This window comes from Burkholderia sp. LMU1-1-1.1 (assembly GCF_040675865.1).
Classification (GTDB): domain Bacteria; phylum Pseudomonadota; class Gammaproteobacteria; order Burkholderiales; family Burkholderiaceae_D; genus Rugamonas.
Genome location: NZ_JBEGHG010000021.1, coordinates 49161 through 64833, shown reverse-complemented (window position 1 = coordinate 64833; position 15673 = coordinate 49161). Strand labels below are relative to the sequence as shown.

The 15673-nt window shown below is 64.5% G+C and carries 15 protein-coding genes; 5 read left to right on the top strand and 10 right to left on the bottom strand.

The features are described 5' to 3' along the window. A partial coding sequence (locus MRBLMU1_RS18045; protein WP_363503838.1) for a hypothetical protein occupies positions 1 to 305 on the top strand: 305 nt, incomplete at its 5' end. A 625-nt stretch (positions 306 to 930) separates the two neighbouring features. Then, a complete protein-coding gene (locus tag MRBLMU1_RS18040) occupies positions 931 to 1305 on the top strand; it encodes a YajD family HNH nuclease (RefSeq protein WP_363503836.1) in 375 nt (124 codons plus the stop codon). 136 nt (positions 1306 to 1441) lie between these two features. Here MRBLMU1_RS18040 and MRBLMU1_RS18035 read toward each other — a convergent pair whose 3' ends face one another. Continuing rightward, on the bottom strand, positions 1442 to 2584 hold the full coding sequence (locus MRBLMU1_RS18035) for a GGDEF domain-containing protein (protein ID WP_363503834.1): 1143 nt from the start codon (positions 2582 to 2584) through the stop codon (positions 1442 to 1444). 613 nt (positions 2585 to 3197) lie between these two features. On the opposite strand from MRBLMU1_RS18035, the gene MRBLMU1_RS18030 reads away from it, so the two are divergent. The 3 genes from MRBLMU1_RS18030 to MRBLMU1_RS18020 all read left to right on the top strand — a co-directional run bounded on the left by MRBLMU1_RS18030 (position 3198) and on the right by MRBLMU1_RS18020 (position 4581). After that, entirely contained in the window at positions 3198 to 3599 is a 402-nt protein-coding gene (locus MRBLMU1_RS18030; RefSeq protein WP_363503832.1) for a hypothetical protein, read from the top strand. 84 nt (positions 3600 to 3683) lie between these two features. After that, positions 3684 to 4079 (top strand): hypothetical protein, encoded by a 396-nt coding sequence (locus MRBLMU1_RS18025; protein ID WP_363503830.1) that lies wholly within the window; start codon positions 3684 to 3686, stop codon positions 4077 to 4079. Between the two features lie 22 nt (positions 4080 to 4101). After that, the gene (locus MRBLMU1_RS18020; protein WP_363503828.1) at positions 4102 to 4581 is read left to right on the top strand and encodes a lysozyme inhibitor LprI family protein; all 480 of its coding nucleotides are present in this window, start codon (positions 4102 to 4104) and stop codon (positions 4579 to 4581) included. A gap of 132 nt (positions 4582 to 4713) precedes the next feature. On the opposite strand, the gene MRBLMU1_RS18015 is transcribed toward MRBLMU1_RS18020, so the two are convergent. The 9 genes from MRBLMU1_RS18015 to MRBLMU1_RS17975 all read right to left on the bottom strand — a co-directional run bounded on the left by MRBLMU1_RS18015 (position 4714) and on the right by MRBLMU1_RS17975 (position 15583). Further along, positions 4714 to 5727: an OmpA family protein gene (locus MRBLMU1_RS18015; RefSeq protein ID WP_363503826.1), complete on the bottom strand. Its 1014-nt coding sequence runs from the start codon at positions 5725 to 5727 to the stop codon at positions 4714 to 4716. Between the two features lie 94 nt (positions 5728 to 5821). Then, positions 5822 to 6739 carry a diguanylate cyclase domain-containing protein gene (locus tag MRBLMU1_RS18010; protein ID WP_363503824.1) on the bottom strand — a complete coding sequence of 306 codons (918 nt, stop codon included), beginning with the start codon at positions 6737 to 6739 and terminating at the stop codon, positions 5822 to 5824. Further along, positions 6736 to 11331 (bottom strand): PAS domain-containing protein, encoded by a 4596-nt coding sequence (locus MRBLMU1_RS18005; protein ID WP_363503822.1) that lies wholly within the window; start codon positions 11329 to 11331, stop codon positions 6736 to 6738. The genes MRBLMU1_RS18010 and MRBLMU1_RS18005 overlap by 4 nt, the downstream gene beginning before the upstream one ends. A 176-nt stretch (positions 11332 to 11507) precedes the next feature. Next, positions 11508 to 12080, bottom strand: a complete 573-nt coding sequence (locus tag MRBLMU1_RS18000) for a prepilin-type N-terminal cleavage/methylation domain-containing protein (RefSeq protein ID WP_363503820.1) — start codon at positions 12078 to 12080, stop codon at positions 11508 to 11510. 69 nt (positions 12081 to 12149) lie between these two features. Then, complete coding sequence (locus tag MRBLMU1_RS17995) at positions 12150 to 12872, bottom strand: hypothetical protein (protein ID WP_363503818.1); 723 nt, start codon at positions 12870 to 12872, stop codon at positions 12150 to 12152. 2 nt (positions 12873 to 12874) lie between these two features. Next, complete coding sequence (locus MRBLMU1_RS17990; RefSeq protein WP_363503816.1) at positions 12875 to 13642, bottom strand: ABC transporter permease subunit; 768 nt, start codon at positions 13640 to 13642, stop codon at positions 12875 to 12877. Positions 13643 to 13664: 22 nt separating this feature from the next. Next, complete coding sequence (locus MRBLMU1_RS17985; RefSeq protein ID WP_363503814.1) at positions 13665 to 14369, bottom strand: type II secretion system protein; 705 nt, start codon at positions 14367 to 14369, stop codon at positions 13665 to 13667. 46 nt (positions 14370 to 14415) lie between these two features. After that, a complete protein-coding gene (locus MRBLMU1_RS17980; protein WP_363503812.1) occupies positions 14416 to 15165 on the bottom strand; it encodes a hypothetical protein in 750 nt (249 codons plus the stop codon). Further along, positions 15155 to 15583, bottom strand: coding sequence for a hypothetical protein (locus MRBLMU1_RS17975; protein WP_363503810.1), 429 nt, complete (start codon positions 15581 to 15583; stop codon positions 15155 to 15157). Before MRBLMU1_RS17975 ends, MRBLMU1_RS17980 begins: the two co-directional genes overlap by 11 nt. Positions 15584 to 15673 lie beyond the last annotated feature (90 nt).

The following is a 15673-nucleotide window of genomic DNA, read 5'->3' as shown; positions in this document are numbered from 1 at the left end:
TCTGCCTGCTTCAGGATGGCGATGATTTGGCTGTCGGTGAATCGGGAAGTCTTCATTGCAGAACTTTCAAAAAGCTAATTGAGAAAATTCTACTTCTGATGGCGATCATTTGCAGGGGGGATTACCGAAGAGCTCTCGCAACAGAGCCGCTGCATGATCAGTACGTGGTGGGTGCGGAAACTGGATGGATTTTTCCATCGGAATGTTGTTGGATGAAGTTGCCGTCCTCTGACCGTTTAATCGCTATGAGGAGGGCGGAAGTTGGATGTTCGGCGAGGTGGGCCGGTCGGAAAATTCAAGCTTGAGTCGGGAAAATTATGGCTGACAGGTCTTCATAAATGCGGTGGTAACGTCTATCTTAGTGAAGTCTATCCTGATTTTAAAAGTGCAACGTTGGCAAATTGGCTTACCGGCACGTTCACAGCGCAAATTGGACTCCTATGTTACGACAAGCATGTGAAGCCAATTTATTCACTAGAACAGGTTTTGGGATGTTGATCAGGGAATTGTAAAGTCAGTGTCTGAAACAAGAAATGACACTTCATCTTGTTCGAAAAACGCAGGTCGCTAGCGGGACCTAAAGGAAGTCGCTGGACTCTAGTGTCCGCTTTGGGAGTTCAACTAGGTGCCGGCATGTTTAGGACACGTTTCGTTAGGACGGGTGAGATCTGTGAGCTTTTCACTTCGGCAACATGATATCCTTGCTCATAGGAACCATGTAGCCACTAGTTATGGTCGAGACAGGAAAATTGAGGGCGCGCGGGGTGGTGGATCAAATAGAAAACCGCCCCGTCAGGTGATAGCCGAGGCTAGAGATTAAGTTTACGAGAAATTTATGGGGCGAGGTCGGGGTCGCAACGTGGCACCAGCGGCCGAGCCGGCCGACGTGGGCGCTGGCGGCAACATGTAACAGCAACGGAGGAAATAAGCATGACCGTTGGAAAAAAACCGGACGCCGCGCGGCTGGACAAAATTGTGGCGGACGCACGGCGCGCGGCCGACCAGCGCGAGCTGGGCTATCGCGAGCGCTCGCTAAAAATGTATCCGTGGGTGTGTGGGCGCTGCATGCGCGAATTCACGCATACCAATGTGTCGCAACTGACAGTGCACCATCGTGACCACAATCACGACAACAATCCGCCGGATGGCAGCAACTGGGAATTGCTGTGCCTTTACTGCCACGATAACGAACACTCGCGTTATCTTGAGGCCGACCGGGGACTCAGTCTGAAAGCGGCCGAGGTTGCGCCGGCAACGCATAATCCGTTTGCCTCATTGGCCGGATTGATGAAAAAGAAAGAATAAAATTAGGCTGGGGCCGACGGCGTGAATAGGTAGATTCGCTTACGCGGCTGAAACCGATTTTTCCGCTACGCTCAATGCCACGCGCGGGGCAACTCGGGAAGTTAAAACTGAGCCAGATGGCGCCGAGCCTGCGCGCTCACGCCGCCTCGCTGCGGTTGCGGCCGGCCGCCTTGGCGCGGTAGAGGGCGGCGTCAGCGCGCGCCATCAGTGTTTCCAGGCTCTCGTCCGGCGCCTGCTGGCTGGCGATGCCGATGCTGACCGTGTAGTCCGGCACGTCGCCGCCGCGCGCCGCGAACAGCAACGCCTGGATGCGTTGCGCTACCGCTTTCGCCCGCTCCGCCGTGGTGGCCGATAGCAGCACGATGAATTCCTCGCCGCCGAAGCGCGCCACGTGGTCGATCTCCCGCAGGGCCGAGACGGTGGTGCGCGCCGCATGCACCAGCACCTGGTCGCCGACTGCGTGGCCGTGCTGGTCGTTGATGGCCTTGAAGTAGTCGAGGTCGATGCTGAGCAGGGTCATCGGCTGGCCATGGCGTTTCATCAGCGCCACCTCGCGGCTGTAGGCGGCGGCGAAACCGCGCCGGTTCAGTACCCCGGTTAGTGGGTCCGAGTTGGAACGGTGCTCCATCACAACCTGCAGGCGCCGCGTCGCGACGGCCATGAAGCCGACCGCCATCATCAGCGTCATGAAATTGGCGGTCAACAGGAAAATTCCCTGTACCGCGCCGTTGCTGGCGTTGCTGGTGCCGACCGCGCCGCTGAGCGCCGCGAACAACCGCAACAGCAGCACCAGCGACTGCACCAGCAACAGTGCGCCGAAGAACCAGCTGGAGAAGTGGCGTTCGCCATGGCGCACCAGCAGCACCAGTTGCCCCACGTAGAAAGACAGCGTCAACGATGAAAACACCGCCACGCGCAACGCGTAATCCTGGGTGATCACATACCAGCCGACCAGACAGACCATGCCGGCCACCCACGCCAGCGCCAGCCACCACCAGCTGGGCTTGCGGCCGTAGAATAACTGGGTGCCGATCAGCATCAGCCCAGCCGCGCCCAGCATGGTGCTATTGGCCACGAACAGTAACAGCGCTTCCGGCATCAGTGGCCCTGCGCAGAATAGCAAGCCGCTCGCCGTCAGCGACAACATGCCGAGCGAATGGTGGCCCAACCCTTGCACGTCGGCAGGGAAGCTGCGGTAGGCGGAAAACAAAACGATGGTCATCGCCGCCGCCATCAGGGTCGACGTCAGAACGATGGTGGTAGGGTCGAGCAATATCACAGTGGCAAGTCGGGAGATGTCGTGATCCGCAAGGATACCAGCAACTTCTACCATGTGAGGTGAATCGGTTGTCCGGTCGTTCCTCCACCAAACTACAACGCCACTATTGGGTCTAAGCCTATTTCGTCGAACCATTGTTGAACAGTACGCGCGTACTCCTCGTCGAAATGTGCGGCGATTCTGAGACTCGACCGGGAAAAAGGAAATCGTCTGGCGCAGGGCTGCTGCCTCTATCCAGACCCCCAAGCTTTTCCTGGTTCTTGCGGTGAGTTCGAACTGGACGGGTTGCTTGATCTTCTGCTGCATCACGCTGGCCCGCCTTGCCACATGTCCTCCAAGGCCGACATCCTGAACGCCAAGAGAGCATGCAGGGAAGTCATTGATTCGTGGTCGAACCTTACTGACTTGGTTGGCTTTGCTGAATAACGTCATGGTTTCGGCAATAGCAATGGTGGGTTCGGCACTATTTACCCTGATGACGTAGCTTCAGCCTGATGTGAGAATTCGTGAGTTTTGCAGATGGGCAAGCTGCTATCCTAGCAGCGCAACGGGCCGTGTTCGGCCAAAAAGCTGCCGGTGGCTTGGCCCAGTTGAATGGAAAGGAAGAAAGAGCATGAGTACTTTGATAGTTCTGTGCGCCGCTGTCCTGGCTTTAGCTCTTTGGTTGAAATTCGGAACGAGCCTGCCACAGCAGTATCGGTCACGGAACTGTGAAGGTCGTTGCTGGCGTAGTGAATTTCCGTCCGCGACTAAGCAAGAGATCCGAGATTTTTTACTGTTGTTCGTGTCCTCATTTGCATTTAAGGACAATGAAAAACTGAAGTTCAGCCCGCACGACAGAATTTGGGAAATTTATCGCGAGCTTTATCCCAATCGTTGGACAGCCGATGCACTTGAGCTGGAGACGTTGACTGAGGACCTCCTGGCAAAATATGATTTTTCGTTGGCTACAATTTGGAGCGAAAATCTAACGTTGGGTGAGGTATTTGCTTGCGTCTCAACGCCACGGCCGTAGCTGCTTTCGGCTGCGGAAGCGGCCATTTCCGCATTTACGAGTTCTAATTTCTTTAGCAAACAGGATCGTAGAAAGACCGGCGCCATGCGCATATTAGTTTTAGGTTTATTGGCAGTGTCATCGGTCGCGGCTTCCGCTGCGCCAGTCGATTTGTGCTGGACCGATAAGCTCGAGCTATCTGGCAACGAGCTCCGCGTCTTTCCAACCCCTGATTATGTGCCTCGTATTTATATTAAGCGAAACGGCAACGAGCAGCCTGAGCAATACAAACTTGCGTCCAGTGAAAAATATTTTATTTTGCTAGACGGTGACATCGCCTACTTGGGCGGCGGGCCGCATGATAATTGCACACTTATCGCCATGAGAGGGGCGTCAGGGGCGGGAGTCCAGTTTCACGCACTTTTCCGACCTACTGGCCTGCCTCCAGTTTCGAGGAAAGAATTTATTGTGGCAACAAAACCGGCTGAGGACTTAAGATGACAGGCACTGTGATGATGTGGCGTTGTTTGCTCGTTTTGCTCGTGCCCTGCCGCTTTTGGCACTGGCAAACCCGGTCGACTGCCCGGACAAGCCCGAATGCTGGCCGGAGGGTAGCGCCATGCAAATGGGGCTGCTGCTGAATCAAAAGCAGGAAAAGGCCGAAAAGCAGATGGCGGCGAAGCACGCTGAACTCGTCAGCTTGGTCGTGGCATCCTCCAGCGATTCCACGCCCGTCGACGAGCGACTGATTAAGGCGTTGAAATCACAGCAGGTCGCATGGGCACTGTATCGTAATGGAGAGTGCGAGTTGATCGGCTCCCTGACCGGTGCGGGCGGCTCTTGGCCTTCGACTTGGGCAGCACAATGTGTTGCTAACCACACTGAACTTCGGCTGCGGCGCATACGCTCGGCCATCGCGTGCATTCAGAAAATCCCCGACGACAAACGATTTTTTGATCAAAATCGCTGCCTCCAGCAACTCGCGCCGTTGACGAACCGTTAGCTCGAGTCAGCCGTGTATGCGCCGCAGGTGATGCATGCATGGCCGATTACGCTTCGCTAATCCGCCCTACGTGTTTCCGAGGTATTTAGGTGGCCCGTGGCCGTTAGCACGCAGCCGGTGTTTCAGGTGGGCTTATTGTTTGACTAGCTCAACCCTCCGGTTCTTTTCGCGGCCGGCGTCGGCATCGTTGGATGCTACCGGCGAGTACGACGCCACGCCTTTGGCGCTCAGGCGCTTGGCGTCGATCTTGTAGTCCGCCGCCAGGGCTTTGACCACCGATTCGGCGCGCTTCTGCGACAGCTCGACGTTATGTGCCAGCGTGCCCTGGTTGTCGGTGTGTCCGACCACGTATACCTTCAACTTGGGGTCCTGTTGCAGCAGCTTGGCCATTTCGGTCAGGGCCGCTTTCGATTCGGCTTTCACCTCGGCCTTGTCGGTGTCGAAGTAGACGCCGTACACAGCTACCTTGCCTTCGGCGGCGATGCCCTTGGCCATGTCTGCCGCGTTCAGGCTGGCGGAGACCTTGCCGCCCTCCATGGCCTTCGCTTCGACGATCTCCAGATACACGCCGCCGTTCTTGTCCTGCACCGGCGAGACCACGTACACGCCGACATGGACCAGCGCGCCATCGGGCCGCGTGCCTTTGGCGACCAGGTAGCGGCTGTCGTTGCGGCCGTAGTTGAACGGCGACCAGTTCGCTTCGCCGCCCTTGACGAAGTTGTCGCCCAGCCGGTTGTCGAGGAAGTACTGGCCGAAGTCCCCGCCGCACGTTTCCTTGGCGCAGGTGAACAGCACCTTCAGGCCGGCCTTGTCGAGCGCGCCCTGGTAGTTGCGCATTACTTCGAGCGACGAGCGCTCCTTGGGGTAGTTGTAGGCAATGCGGGTGTATTTGCCTTCGAGCTGCAACGTGCTGTCGAAGGCCGCTTTGCCGTCCTTGTTGGCGACGCGCTTGCCGGCAGGAAGGACCACTTCGTCGAATTCCTTGACGCCGTAACCGACCAGCTTGGAGCCTTCAAATCTCGACAGCAAGGGGTGGTCTTTCGCCCCCTTGACCGTGTCTTGGGCGGGCATCTGGGCGTGGGCGAGTGGTGCGAGGGCGACGATGCCGGTCAATAGTGTGAAGGCAAGAAGGCGAGGCGTGCGCACGTGGGGCCCTTGTCAAGAATGAATGATCAGTCCGATTTTAGGGGCGAATTGCAATAAGATCAATACATCGATCCTACCGTGCGGCCGGTCTTGCTCAGTCGACGTAGTAGCGGTTGCGGCCGTTCTGCTTGGCGCAGTACAGGCGGGCGTCGGCGGCGCGCACCACGGCGCTGGCGTCCTGGCTGTCGAGCGGCGGCACGGCCGTCGCCAGGCCCATGCTGATCGACACGTAGGGCGCCGTCGGCGAGGCCGCGTGCGCCAAGTTGAGCTTGCGCACTTCGTCGATGATGCGGCTGGCGACCACCTGCGTGCCCTCGGCGCCCTCCTGCGGCAGCAACAGGATGAATTCCTCGCCGCCGTAGCGGGCCAGCATGTCCTGCGGCCGCGAGGCGCAACCCTTCATCGCCGCGCTGATCCTTTGCAGGCAGGCGTCGCCGGCCTGGTGGCCGTAGTGGTCGTTGTAGAGCTTGAAGTGGTCGATGTCGATCATGATCACCGACAGCGGCAGGCCGGCGCGCGCGCAACGGCGCCATTCGGCGTCCATGGTGTCGTTGAAGTGGCGGCGGTTGGCCACGCCGGTCAGGCCGTCGCTCAGGCTCAGCTCGCGCATGGCGTCGGCCTGGCGCTTGATGGTCAGCTGGCTGCGCACGCGCGCGCGCACCACGGCGATGTTGAACGGTTTGCTGATGAAATCGACCGCGCCGGCCTCGAGCGCGCGGGTCTCGTCCTCGGGTTGGCTGAGGGCGGTGACGAAGATGATCGGGATGTCCTGCAGCCGGGGCGAGGCGCGCAGCGCGCCGCAGACGGCGTAGCCGTCCATGCCGGGCATGACGGCGTCGAGCAGGATCAGGTCCGGTTGCTGGGCCAGCGCGATGTCGAGCGCCTTTTCGCCGTCGAGCGCGAACAGCACTTCCTGTTCGTCGCGCAGCGCGTGGTGCAGGATCTGGATGTTCTCCATGGCGTCGTCCACCACGAGTATGCGTCCATTCCTGGCCAGGTCGGTCCAACTCATGCACTTTCCTTTCGCTGCAACATAATATCCACCAGTGTAGCCGCAGTGATGAAATCGAGTGTTTCAACTGCTTCCGCCAAGGCGCCCGATTGCGCCATCGCTGCGAGGGCGGGCCGCAGTGCCCGGAAGTGCTCCAGTGCCTTCAGGTTGTTATTCTGAAGCAAACTTTGCAGCTCCGCCAGCTTTACAGATAAATCAGCAATATTGGTGTTGCCAACAGGCATGTCCTGGCCCGCCGCCGACATGCCGCGCACGGAGGCGATGACCACCCCGAGCGCGGCCGCCAGTTGGTCCAGCGCCGTGTCCAGCGCCCCGCCGTCGGCCCGGTCGTCGCGGAGCAGGGCGTGCTCTGCAAGCGCACTCAGCCGGGAGACCTCGCCGGCGCCGAGGTTGGAGGCGACTCCGCGCAGCCGGTGCAGCGCCTGGGCTGCCTGCTGGCGCTGGCCGTTTGCCAGCAGCGCGCGCACCTCGTCCACCGTGCCGCCCTGGGATTGTTCGAAGCGGCGCAGCAGCGCGGTCAGGGCCTCGCGGTCGCCGCCCAGGCGGGCCAGCGCGGCGTCGATGTCGATGCCGGGCACGGCGGAGGCGGGCGGGCCGGCGGCGGGGAGGGCCGACGCCGGGACCGCGGCGGCGGCCGGCGCCGGGAGGAATGGTGTCGCGGCGGGTGCGGCGGTTTCGCCTCCGGCTGGCGGCGCAGGGGAGGCCAAACCGGTGAGCACGGTAATCATATCCTCGACGTCGATCGGCTTGGCGACGTGGGCGTTCATGCCGGCGGCCTGGGCGCGGCGGCGGTCGTCCTCCATGACGTTGGCGGTCATCGCCACCACCGGCAAGGTCAGGCCCGCCGCGCGCAGCGCCGCCGTGGCGTCGTAGCCGTTAAGCACCGGCATCTGGACGTCCATCAGCACCACGTCGTAGCGCTCGCGCTGCGCCGTCAGCAAGTCCACCGCCAGCTGGCCGTTGCCCACGACGTCGACCGTGGCGCCGGCGTGCAGCAGGATGTATTGCGCCACCTCCTGGTTGATTTCGTTGTCCTCGACCAGCAGGATGCGCATGCCGGCGAGCCGGCCGTGCAGCGGCGACACCGGCGCCGCCGCGCCGCCATCCTGGCCGTGGCCGGCGGCGGGAGCGTCGCCGGCCATCAGCGCGGCGACGCGTCCGAGCAGCCGCGCCGGGGTGACCGGCTTGGACAGGATGCCGGCCAGCCCCAGGCTGCCGGCGTGCTGCGCCTCGGACGCCGCCATGTGCTCGGTGACCATCATCAGCACCGGCGGCAGCGGCAGCGCCATGCTGGCGTGGATGTGTTGAAGCAGCGCCGGGCCGTCCATGCCGGGCATGTCGCGGTCGAGCAACAACAGGCCGTAGGGGTTCCCCGACTGGTGGCTCTCGTGCAGCATGGCCAGCGCCGCCGGGGCGTCGGCGGCGACGGCGGCGCGCCAACCGAGCCAGTCGCAGGCGTCGCGCAGGGCGGCGCGCACGCTGGCGCTGTCGTCGACGATCAGCAGCGACAGCGCGGCGGCGGCCGCCGGAACGGCCGGCGCCGCCGGCGCGGCCAGGCATTCGAGCGGACAGGCGAACAGGAACTCGGCGCCGTGGCCGGCCTCGCTGCGCACCTCGATGGCGCCGCCCATCATGTCGGCCAGCTGGCGGCAGATCGCCAGCCCCAGTCCGACGCCGCCGAACTTGCGGCTGGTGCTGCTGTCGGCCTGCGAGAAGGCGTCGAAGATGTGGGCCTGCTGCTCGGCCGGAATGCCGACGCCGGTGTCGCGCACGCGGAACTCGATCAGCAGCGCGCGCTCGTCCGGGCGCGCGCTGGCGGCCCGCCGCACCGACAGCACCACCTCGCCCTCGGCGGTGAACTTGACGGCGTTGCTCAGCAGATTGAGCAGCACCTGCTGCAGCCGCATCGGATCGCCCGCGAGCTCGTCGGGCAGGCCAGGGTCGATGTCGAACACCAGCTCGACGCCCTTGTCGGAGGCGCTGCCGCTGATGAGCACGCTGATGCTGTCGAGGATGTGTCCGAGCTGGAAGTTCGCGTGCTCGAGCTCGAGCTGGCCGGCCTCGACCCGCGATAAGTCCAGCACGTCGTTCACCAGGCGCAGCAGCGACTGCGTGGCCAGCTGGATCTTGTCCAGGTAGCCGCGCTCGCGCGGCCCCAGTCCGGACTCCTGCAGCAGCCGCGCCACGCCGATGATGGCGTTCATCGGCGTACGGATTTCGTGGCTCATGTTGGCCAGGAACTCGCTCTTGGCGCGGCTGGCGGCCTCGGCGCGGTCGCGCGCGTGCACCAGCTCGACGTTCAGTTCCTGCAGGTGCAGCTCGGTTTCCTTCAGTTCGGTCACGTCCGACACCAGCACGAAGAAGCCGCGCACCTCGCCGTAGTGGCCGATGTCGGGGATGTAGTTGACCCAGGTGTAGCTGACCTGGCCGGACGGCCAGGTCAGCTCGCCGGCGAAGCCCTGCGGCTCGCCGTTGAGCGCGGCCTGCACGTACGGCGCGTTGTCGGCGTACTGCCGCTCGCCGAGCACGTCGGCCATGCGCGCGCCCATCATTTGCTCCAGGCTCATCTGGTACCACTCGAGGAAGTAGCGGTTGGCGAAGCGGCAGCACAGGCCGGCGTCCCAGTAGGCCACCATGCCGGGCAGGTTGTCGGTCACGGTGCGCACGAACTGTTCGCTCTGGGCCAGGCGCTCGATGGTGGCGCGCAGCGCCTCCTTGGCCTGCTTGCGCTCGGTGATGTCGAGCGAGATGCCCAGCACGTGGGTGGGCACGCCGTGCTCGTCGCGCAACGCCACCTTGCGCGTGGTCAGGAAGCGCGTCTGGCCGCCGACGGTGGTGATCGGTTCCTCGGCGATCTCGGTGATCTCGCCGGGCGGCGAGGCCAGCACGCCGCGGTCGCCGGCGGCGAATTGCTCGGCCTGTTCGGGCGGCACGAAATCGTAGTCGTTCTTGCCGATCATCTCCTCGCCGCTGCTACGTCCGAGCAACAGCGCGCCATAGCGGTTGAACATCGCGTAGCGCAGGTCGTCGGCGCGCTTGAGGAAGATCATCGCCGGCATGTTTTCGACGACCGAGCTGAACAGCTGACGCGACTGCAGCAGCTCGGCCGCCACGCGCTTCTGGCCGGTCACGTCCAGCAGCAGGCTGGTGATGGCGCTGATCTTGCCGTCCTGGTCGAACTGCGGGTAGTAGCTCAGCACCCAGTGCGACAGCTGCCTGGGGTTGGCCGCCGTGGGGCCGGAGCGCTCGATGCCGGTCAGCGGCCGGCCCGTGTCGAGCACGGTGCGGTAGTCGGCCAGCACCCCTTGCCGGACGTCGGCGTCGGCGATCATGTCGCCGACGTGGCGGCCCAGGTGGGCCACCACTTTTTGCCCGTTGAGCGCGGCCATGTAGTCGTTGATGCGGATCACCCGCAGTTCGCTGTCGACGTAGCTCAGGCCGACCGGGGCGGTGGCGTACAGCGTTTCGAGCTGGGCGCGCGACTTTTCCAGTTGCGTGGTGCGCTCGTCGACCAGCTTTTCCAGCTCGTGGCGGTGGGCCCGCAGGTCGTCCTCGAGCGCGTGGAAGGCGTCGGCCACCGCCTGCGCCTCGCGAAAACTCATCGGTTGCACGGTGAACGGCGCGCCGCTGGCGAGCGCCTCGGCCGGGCCGACCAGGTCGCGCACCGAGCGCGCGATGCGCCCGCCGACCAGCCACGCCAGCGAAAATCCGGCCAGCAGCACCAGCCCCATGGCCAGCGAGATGGTGGTGACGGCGCGCAACAGTTCCTCCAGCGCCTTGGCCTGCGGCGTGGCGATGGCGACCGTGGCGCCGCTGACGGGCGAGCGGCTGTAGCCGAGGTAGACCGGCGTGCCCTCGGTGTCCTCGGTCACCAGCAACGCGTCGGACGATTGCAGCAGCCGGGCGCGCAGGGTGGCGTCGGCCGGCTGGCCGAGCACCTGGCGCGGCCCGCCCGCCTGGGCCACGATGGTGCCATCGCCGTCGTACAAGGTCATCGACTGGTGCGGCTGGATTTTTTCGTCGCGCAGGATGGTCGTCAGCCGGTCCGGCTTGAGCAGCACGGTCATCGCGTAGGCCACGTGGGTGTCGATGAACACCGGCACGTCGACCGCCAGCAGGGCGCTGCCGGCCACGTAGATGATCGACAGCTGGGGGCGGGCGGAGTGGAACAGCGGCGTCAGCCGTTTGCTGTTGTTGACCTGGTTGAAGGTTTCCGGCAGCGGCGCGCCGACATGCATGGCCACGCCGCCGGTTTCGTCGCTCAATAACAATTGCGATGCGGGAAATTGCGGCCCCAGCAGGCCGCCGGCCTGGACCCGCAACGCGCCCTTATCGGTCTCGCGGATGCTGGGCGAGGTGGCCAGCGCCATGGCCGCACCCTCGCTCTGGATCAGGTCGCGGTCGATGGCGGCGGCCACCATGCGCGCCGCCTGGCGGGTATCCTCCATCAGGGTGGCGCGTTCGCGGCCGTAGAATTGCCGCACCACGGCGCCGAAGCCCACCGCCGCCGGCAACGCGCACGCCAGCACCAGCAGCGCGATCTGCGAGCGGATCGAAGGCAGGGGGGGGCTGGGTTTTTCTGGCACTGGCACGTCTGGGGCTCCCGGGAACCGGTTGGTATCAGCTGGCAGGAGGATAGTAGCCGAGGCTGGCCGTTTCAGAAAGTGTTTTGTCCTGGACCGGGGGTGAATCCGGGACGAACCGGTGGCGGAGCTTGGCCGATTACGCGCGTCGCGCTAATCGGCCAAGAGCCGCCGCCACCGCCCGCCTAAAAGAACAACGCCGTGCGCTGGATCACGCTGCCGTCGTTGGTGTATGGCCCGGTCGCGCGCACCGAGCCGGTGTTGAACTTGCCGTCATCGAGCTTGCTGTCGACCTGCTCGGCGAACGAGTCCGGCAGATTGTCGAGCCGCACGCCGTTGCCGCCGCGCCCGCCGACCACGTCGTTGTAGATGTACACCGCGCCGCCCTGGGCGCTGGTCATGAAGTCGGTGGTGCCGTTGAACGAGCCGGTGATGAAGCCCGACAGCGCCAGGTGCTGCGGCGCCAGCTGGTATTCGGCGATCTGGCCGTCGCCGTTGCCGTTGCCGGTGGCGCCGGGCGCGTGGCTGGTGCCTTGCACGTCGTCGCCCGGCAGCGCGCGGAACTTGTCCTGGTAGGCGTTGACGGCCGCCGTCAGCGACGTCGATTGCTGGATGATATTCTTGACGCGGGCGCTGTCGATCAGGCCCTGTCCCTTCAGCACGCCACCCAGCAGCAGGCCGATGATGACGAGCACGATGGCGATTTCAACCAGGGTAAAACCGCGTTGGCGCGGAAGGATCGCAGGGGGCGTACGCATGGGGTGATTCCTTTCTTCGTTACAGCTATATGTTGTTGCTAATACGTGGACTCTATATTACAGCAAGGTTTATGGCTTCGGACCGCCGTCCCGTTGGTTCAGTTGATCCAGCCGGTCCGATAAAAACTTCAGCTCGTGCGGATCGGTGATCAGGCCGTCGCGCAGCAGGCCGCCGATCAGCGCGCGCGCGCTGTCGAGCTCATTCATGTCTTCCAGCATGAACACTTCCAGTTCGCGCGCCCACGCCGGCACTTGCGGGCCGGTCGCGCGCAGCCGGATCGCCTGCGCGTAGCGGCGCGCCAGCGGCAGGTCGTGCAGCCGGTGCCTGGCCACCAGCGCCGCGTGCGCCAGCCATGGCCAGCGCCGGTTCGGGTCCTCGCCGAAGCGGGCATAAACGAATTCGAGCATGACGCGCGCGCGCGCCGGATCGGAGACCGCGCCGTACACCTCGCTGGCCGCCAGCAGCGGGTACTGGCCGCGCGGATCGAGCTCCAGCACGCGTTGCAGCCACAGGGCGACCTTGCCATAGTCGAGATCGCGCCAGGCGATGCTCAGGCCGGCCTGCTCGTCGAAACCCTGCACGTACAGCATGGTCAGCTTCGACAGCGCCACCGGCTCGCCCAGCGCCGCCAGCCGCAGCGCCGCCAGCGACGGCGCCGGCGGCAAATCGCGCGCCCGCGCGCGCGGCGGCGCGGCGGCGGCCTGCCACAGCAGTTGCAGCACCAGGGTCAACGCCAGCAGCGCGAGCACCGCGCGTGGCACCGCGCCGACCGGTTTGACGTGTGCGCGCATGCTCATATCTGCTTGCGGTACAAATCGAACAAGCCGGCGGCCGCCATCAATGCCACATAGATGACGGTCTGCGCGGCGATGGCCAGCAGGTCGGCGGCGCCGCCGTCGTGGTAGACCAGCCAGTCGCTGCGCGTGAAACGGTCTAGGTGGGGCAGCAGCAGCGCCAGGCCGTCGACGGCGGTGTTGAGTATTTGCTGGCCGGCGCTTTGCGCGGCGCCAGCGCCGTGGCCGAGCAATTGCAGCGTGCCGATGGCGCGCGCCAGCACATAAAAAGCAAGGGCGGCGGCCAGTGCCGGCAGCACCTGGTTCAGGGTCAGCATGCACAACAGGCTGAAGGCGGCGACGATCCAGCATTCGCACAGCAACGACACGGCCCACAGCGCCGCCTGCGCCGGCGGTGCGAAAAACAGCGCCAGCGCGCCGAACAGCACGGCCGGCAAGACCGCCAGCGCGGCGAAACCGGCCAGCTTGCCCAGCAGGTAGACGGCGCGCGGCAGCGGCAATGCCATCAGCAGTTCCAGTCCCTTGTCGTTGGCCTCGCGCACCATGCTGGTGACGACGAAGGTGGCGATCAGGAACACCGCAGCCAGCCGCAACACCGAGCCCAGCAGCGCCGCCTGCAGTTGCCGGCTTTCGGTCAGCGCCAGCTCGTTCAGGAAGCCGCTGACGCCGACCGCGCCCAGCGCGACGACGAGCAGCAGCCACAGCAGCCGGTTGCGCAGCGCTTCGAGCAGGGTGTAACGGGCGATGGTGAGGGCGGCCAGGGTCACGGAGCGGTCATTAAAATGGACGTCACGGCAGCTTCTGCGCCGCCACCATGCGGTTGTACAGGATGTTGGGCGAGATCCAGATGACGATATCGTCGAACTCGCCGCCGGCGCCGCGCGGGTCGGTGCTGGCCGGACGGCTGATCAGCGCCACGCCGCCGCTTTGCAGATTGGTCTTTTCGTCGATATTGTTGGTGCCGGCGTCGAGGATGCGGGTGTTCTGGTCGCTGGTGCCGCCGTAGCCGTTGCGGCCGAAGGACATGATGGCGGCCGGAATATCCTCGACGTCGGTGGACGGCACAAGGTCGCCGCCGGCGCCGCGCGTGGCGATGGTGATGTCGCGCTTGGTCGAGAGCGTGAAGAAGGCCGTGCTGTCGGCGAAGGCCGGCGTGACGCTGTAGGCCAACACCCGGCCCCAGCCGTCAAGCCGGCCCACGCCCAAGGTCGCCCACGGCAGATAGCCGAAGCGTTTGTTGCAGGCGGCGCCGGCGCGGTCCTCGCGGCCGTCGGCGGCCGAGATGGCCGGGCAGGGCAGATAGCCGTTGCGCAGGGCGAAGCCCATCAGCGCTTCCTTGGCCTCGTCCATGACGCGCACCGTTTCGCTGACGCGGCGCTGCTCCAGTTGCGACGACAGCGGCGCCACCAGGCCGCCGATCATCAGGCCGACGACCAGCAGGACGATGGCGATTTCGACGATGGTGAAGCCGGCTTGTCGTTGGCGTGAAGGCATGTAAGGGTAGGAAGTCATATTGGTTGAAACTGGCGTGGGCCCGGCATCAGCGCTTGGGCGCCGAGGCGCGCACGCGGTTGCGTAACATCGGCAGCGGCACCCAGCTGACCACGTTGCTGAAGCTGCCGCCGATGCTGCGCGGTTCGCCGGTGGCGGCGCGCGCCATGAAGTCGCGCACGGCGACCTCGTTGGCCTGCTCGTCGAGATTGTCCAGCACGCCGCTCAGTTGCGGGACGCCGTCGACGCTGACACCCAGATGCTTGCCGCTGGAATAGATGACCGCCGGCGCGCAGCGGTCGTCGACGCGGCAGTTGGCCGAGCCGACGCGGTAAAACACGGTGCCGTCGTCGTTGCGGTCGAACACGGTCTTGTCCGCCTCGACCGGCTCGTCGAGATTGCCGTTGGCGAAATCGCGCGACACGCTGTAGCGCAGCAGCTTGTTCCAGCCGTCGCCCGGCACCAGGCCCAAGGTTATCCACGGCAGGAAGCCGGTGCAATCGGCGTCGCTGGCGCAAGGCCTTGGATTTTCGCGGCCGTCGGTGGCCGACAACGCCGGGCGCGGCAGGCGCCGGTGCAGGATGGCGTAGCCCAGCAGCGCCTCGCGGGCCTGCGCCAGCGACTCGCGCGTGAGCGCCTGCGGACGCAACTCGCCGGAGGGCGGGCTGAACAAGCTCATCAACAACGACGACGCGCCCAGGCCCAGCACGACCAGCAACAGCAGCAGGGCGGCGCCGCGCTGGCGTCGCGGCAAGGCCGGACGCCGTCGCCGGAATGGTTGAAGGCGTTCACGGTTCATTGATGTCCTTGACGCGGCCATCGGCCAGGTCGTAGCGCTGGCCCGGCCGCAGCAGGATTTTCCTGCCGGAGGGCAGGGTGACGGTCAGTGCCTTTTTGTTACGGTTGCTGAATTTGTTCTGCGGACCGCTCTGCGGCACGTTGTTGAGCCACACCGTGCTGCGTCCGCTGCTGCTGCGGACGACGCCGTTCATCTCGAGTTGTTCCGGCGCGGGCGGCGGTGGTGGCGCCTCGGCGCCCATGCCTGGCTGCATCATACCCGGCTGCATGCCCTGCGTCCCGGGCGGCGGCATATTGCCCGGAACGCCAGGCGGCAGGGTGTAGTCGGGCAGCGCCCCCGGCGGCCCGCCAACGGTGGCGGCAACCGCCTTGCCGCGATTGGCATCCAGCGCCGCGCGCTCCGCCGGCGTATTAAACAAGCGTCCGATACCCGGATCGGCATAAGCGAACTGACACGCCGTCAACAAAACGAGCCCCGCGACGGTAGCATACCGAGGAAACACACACAT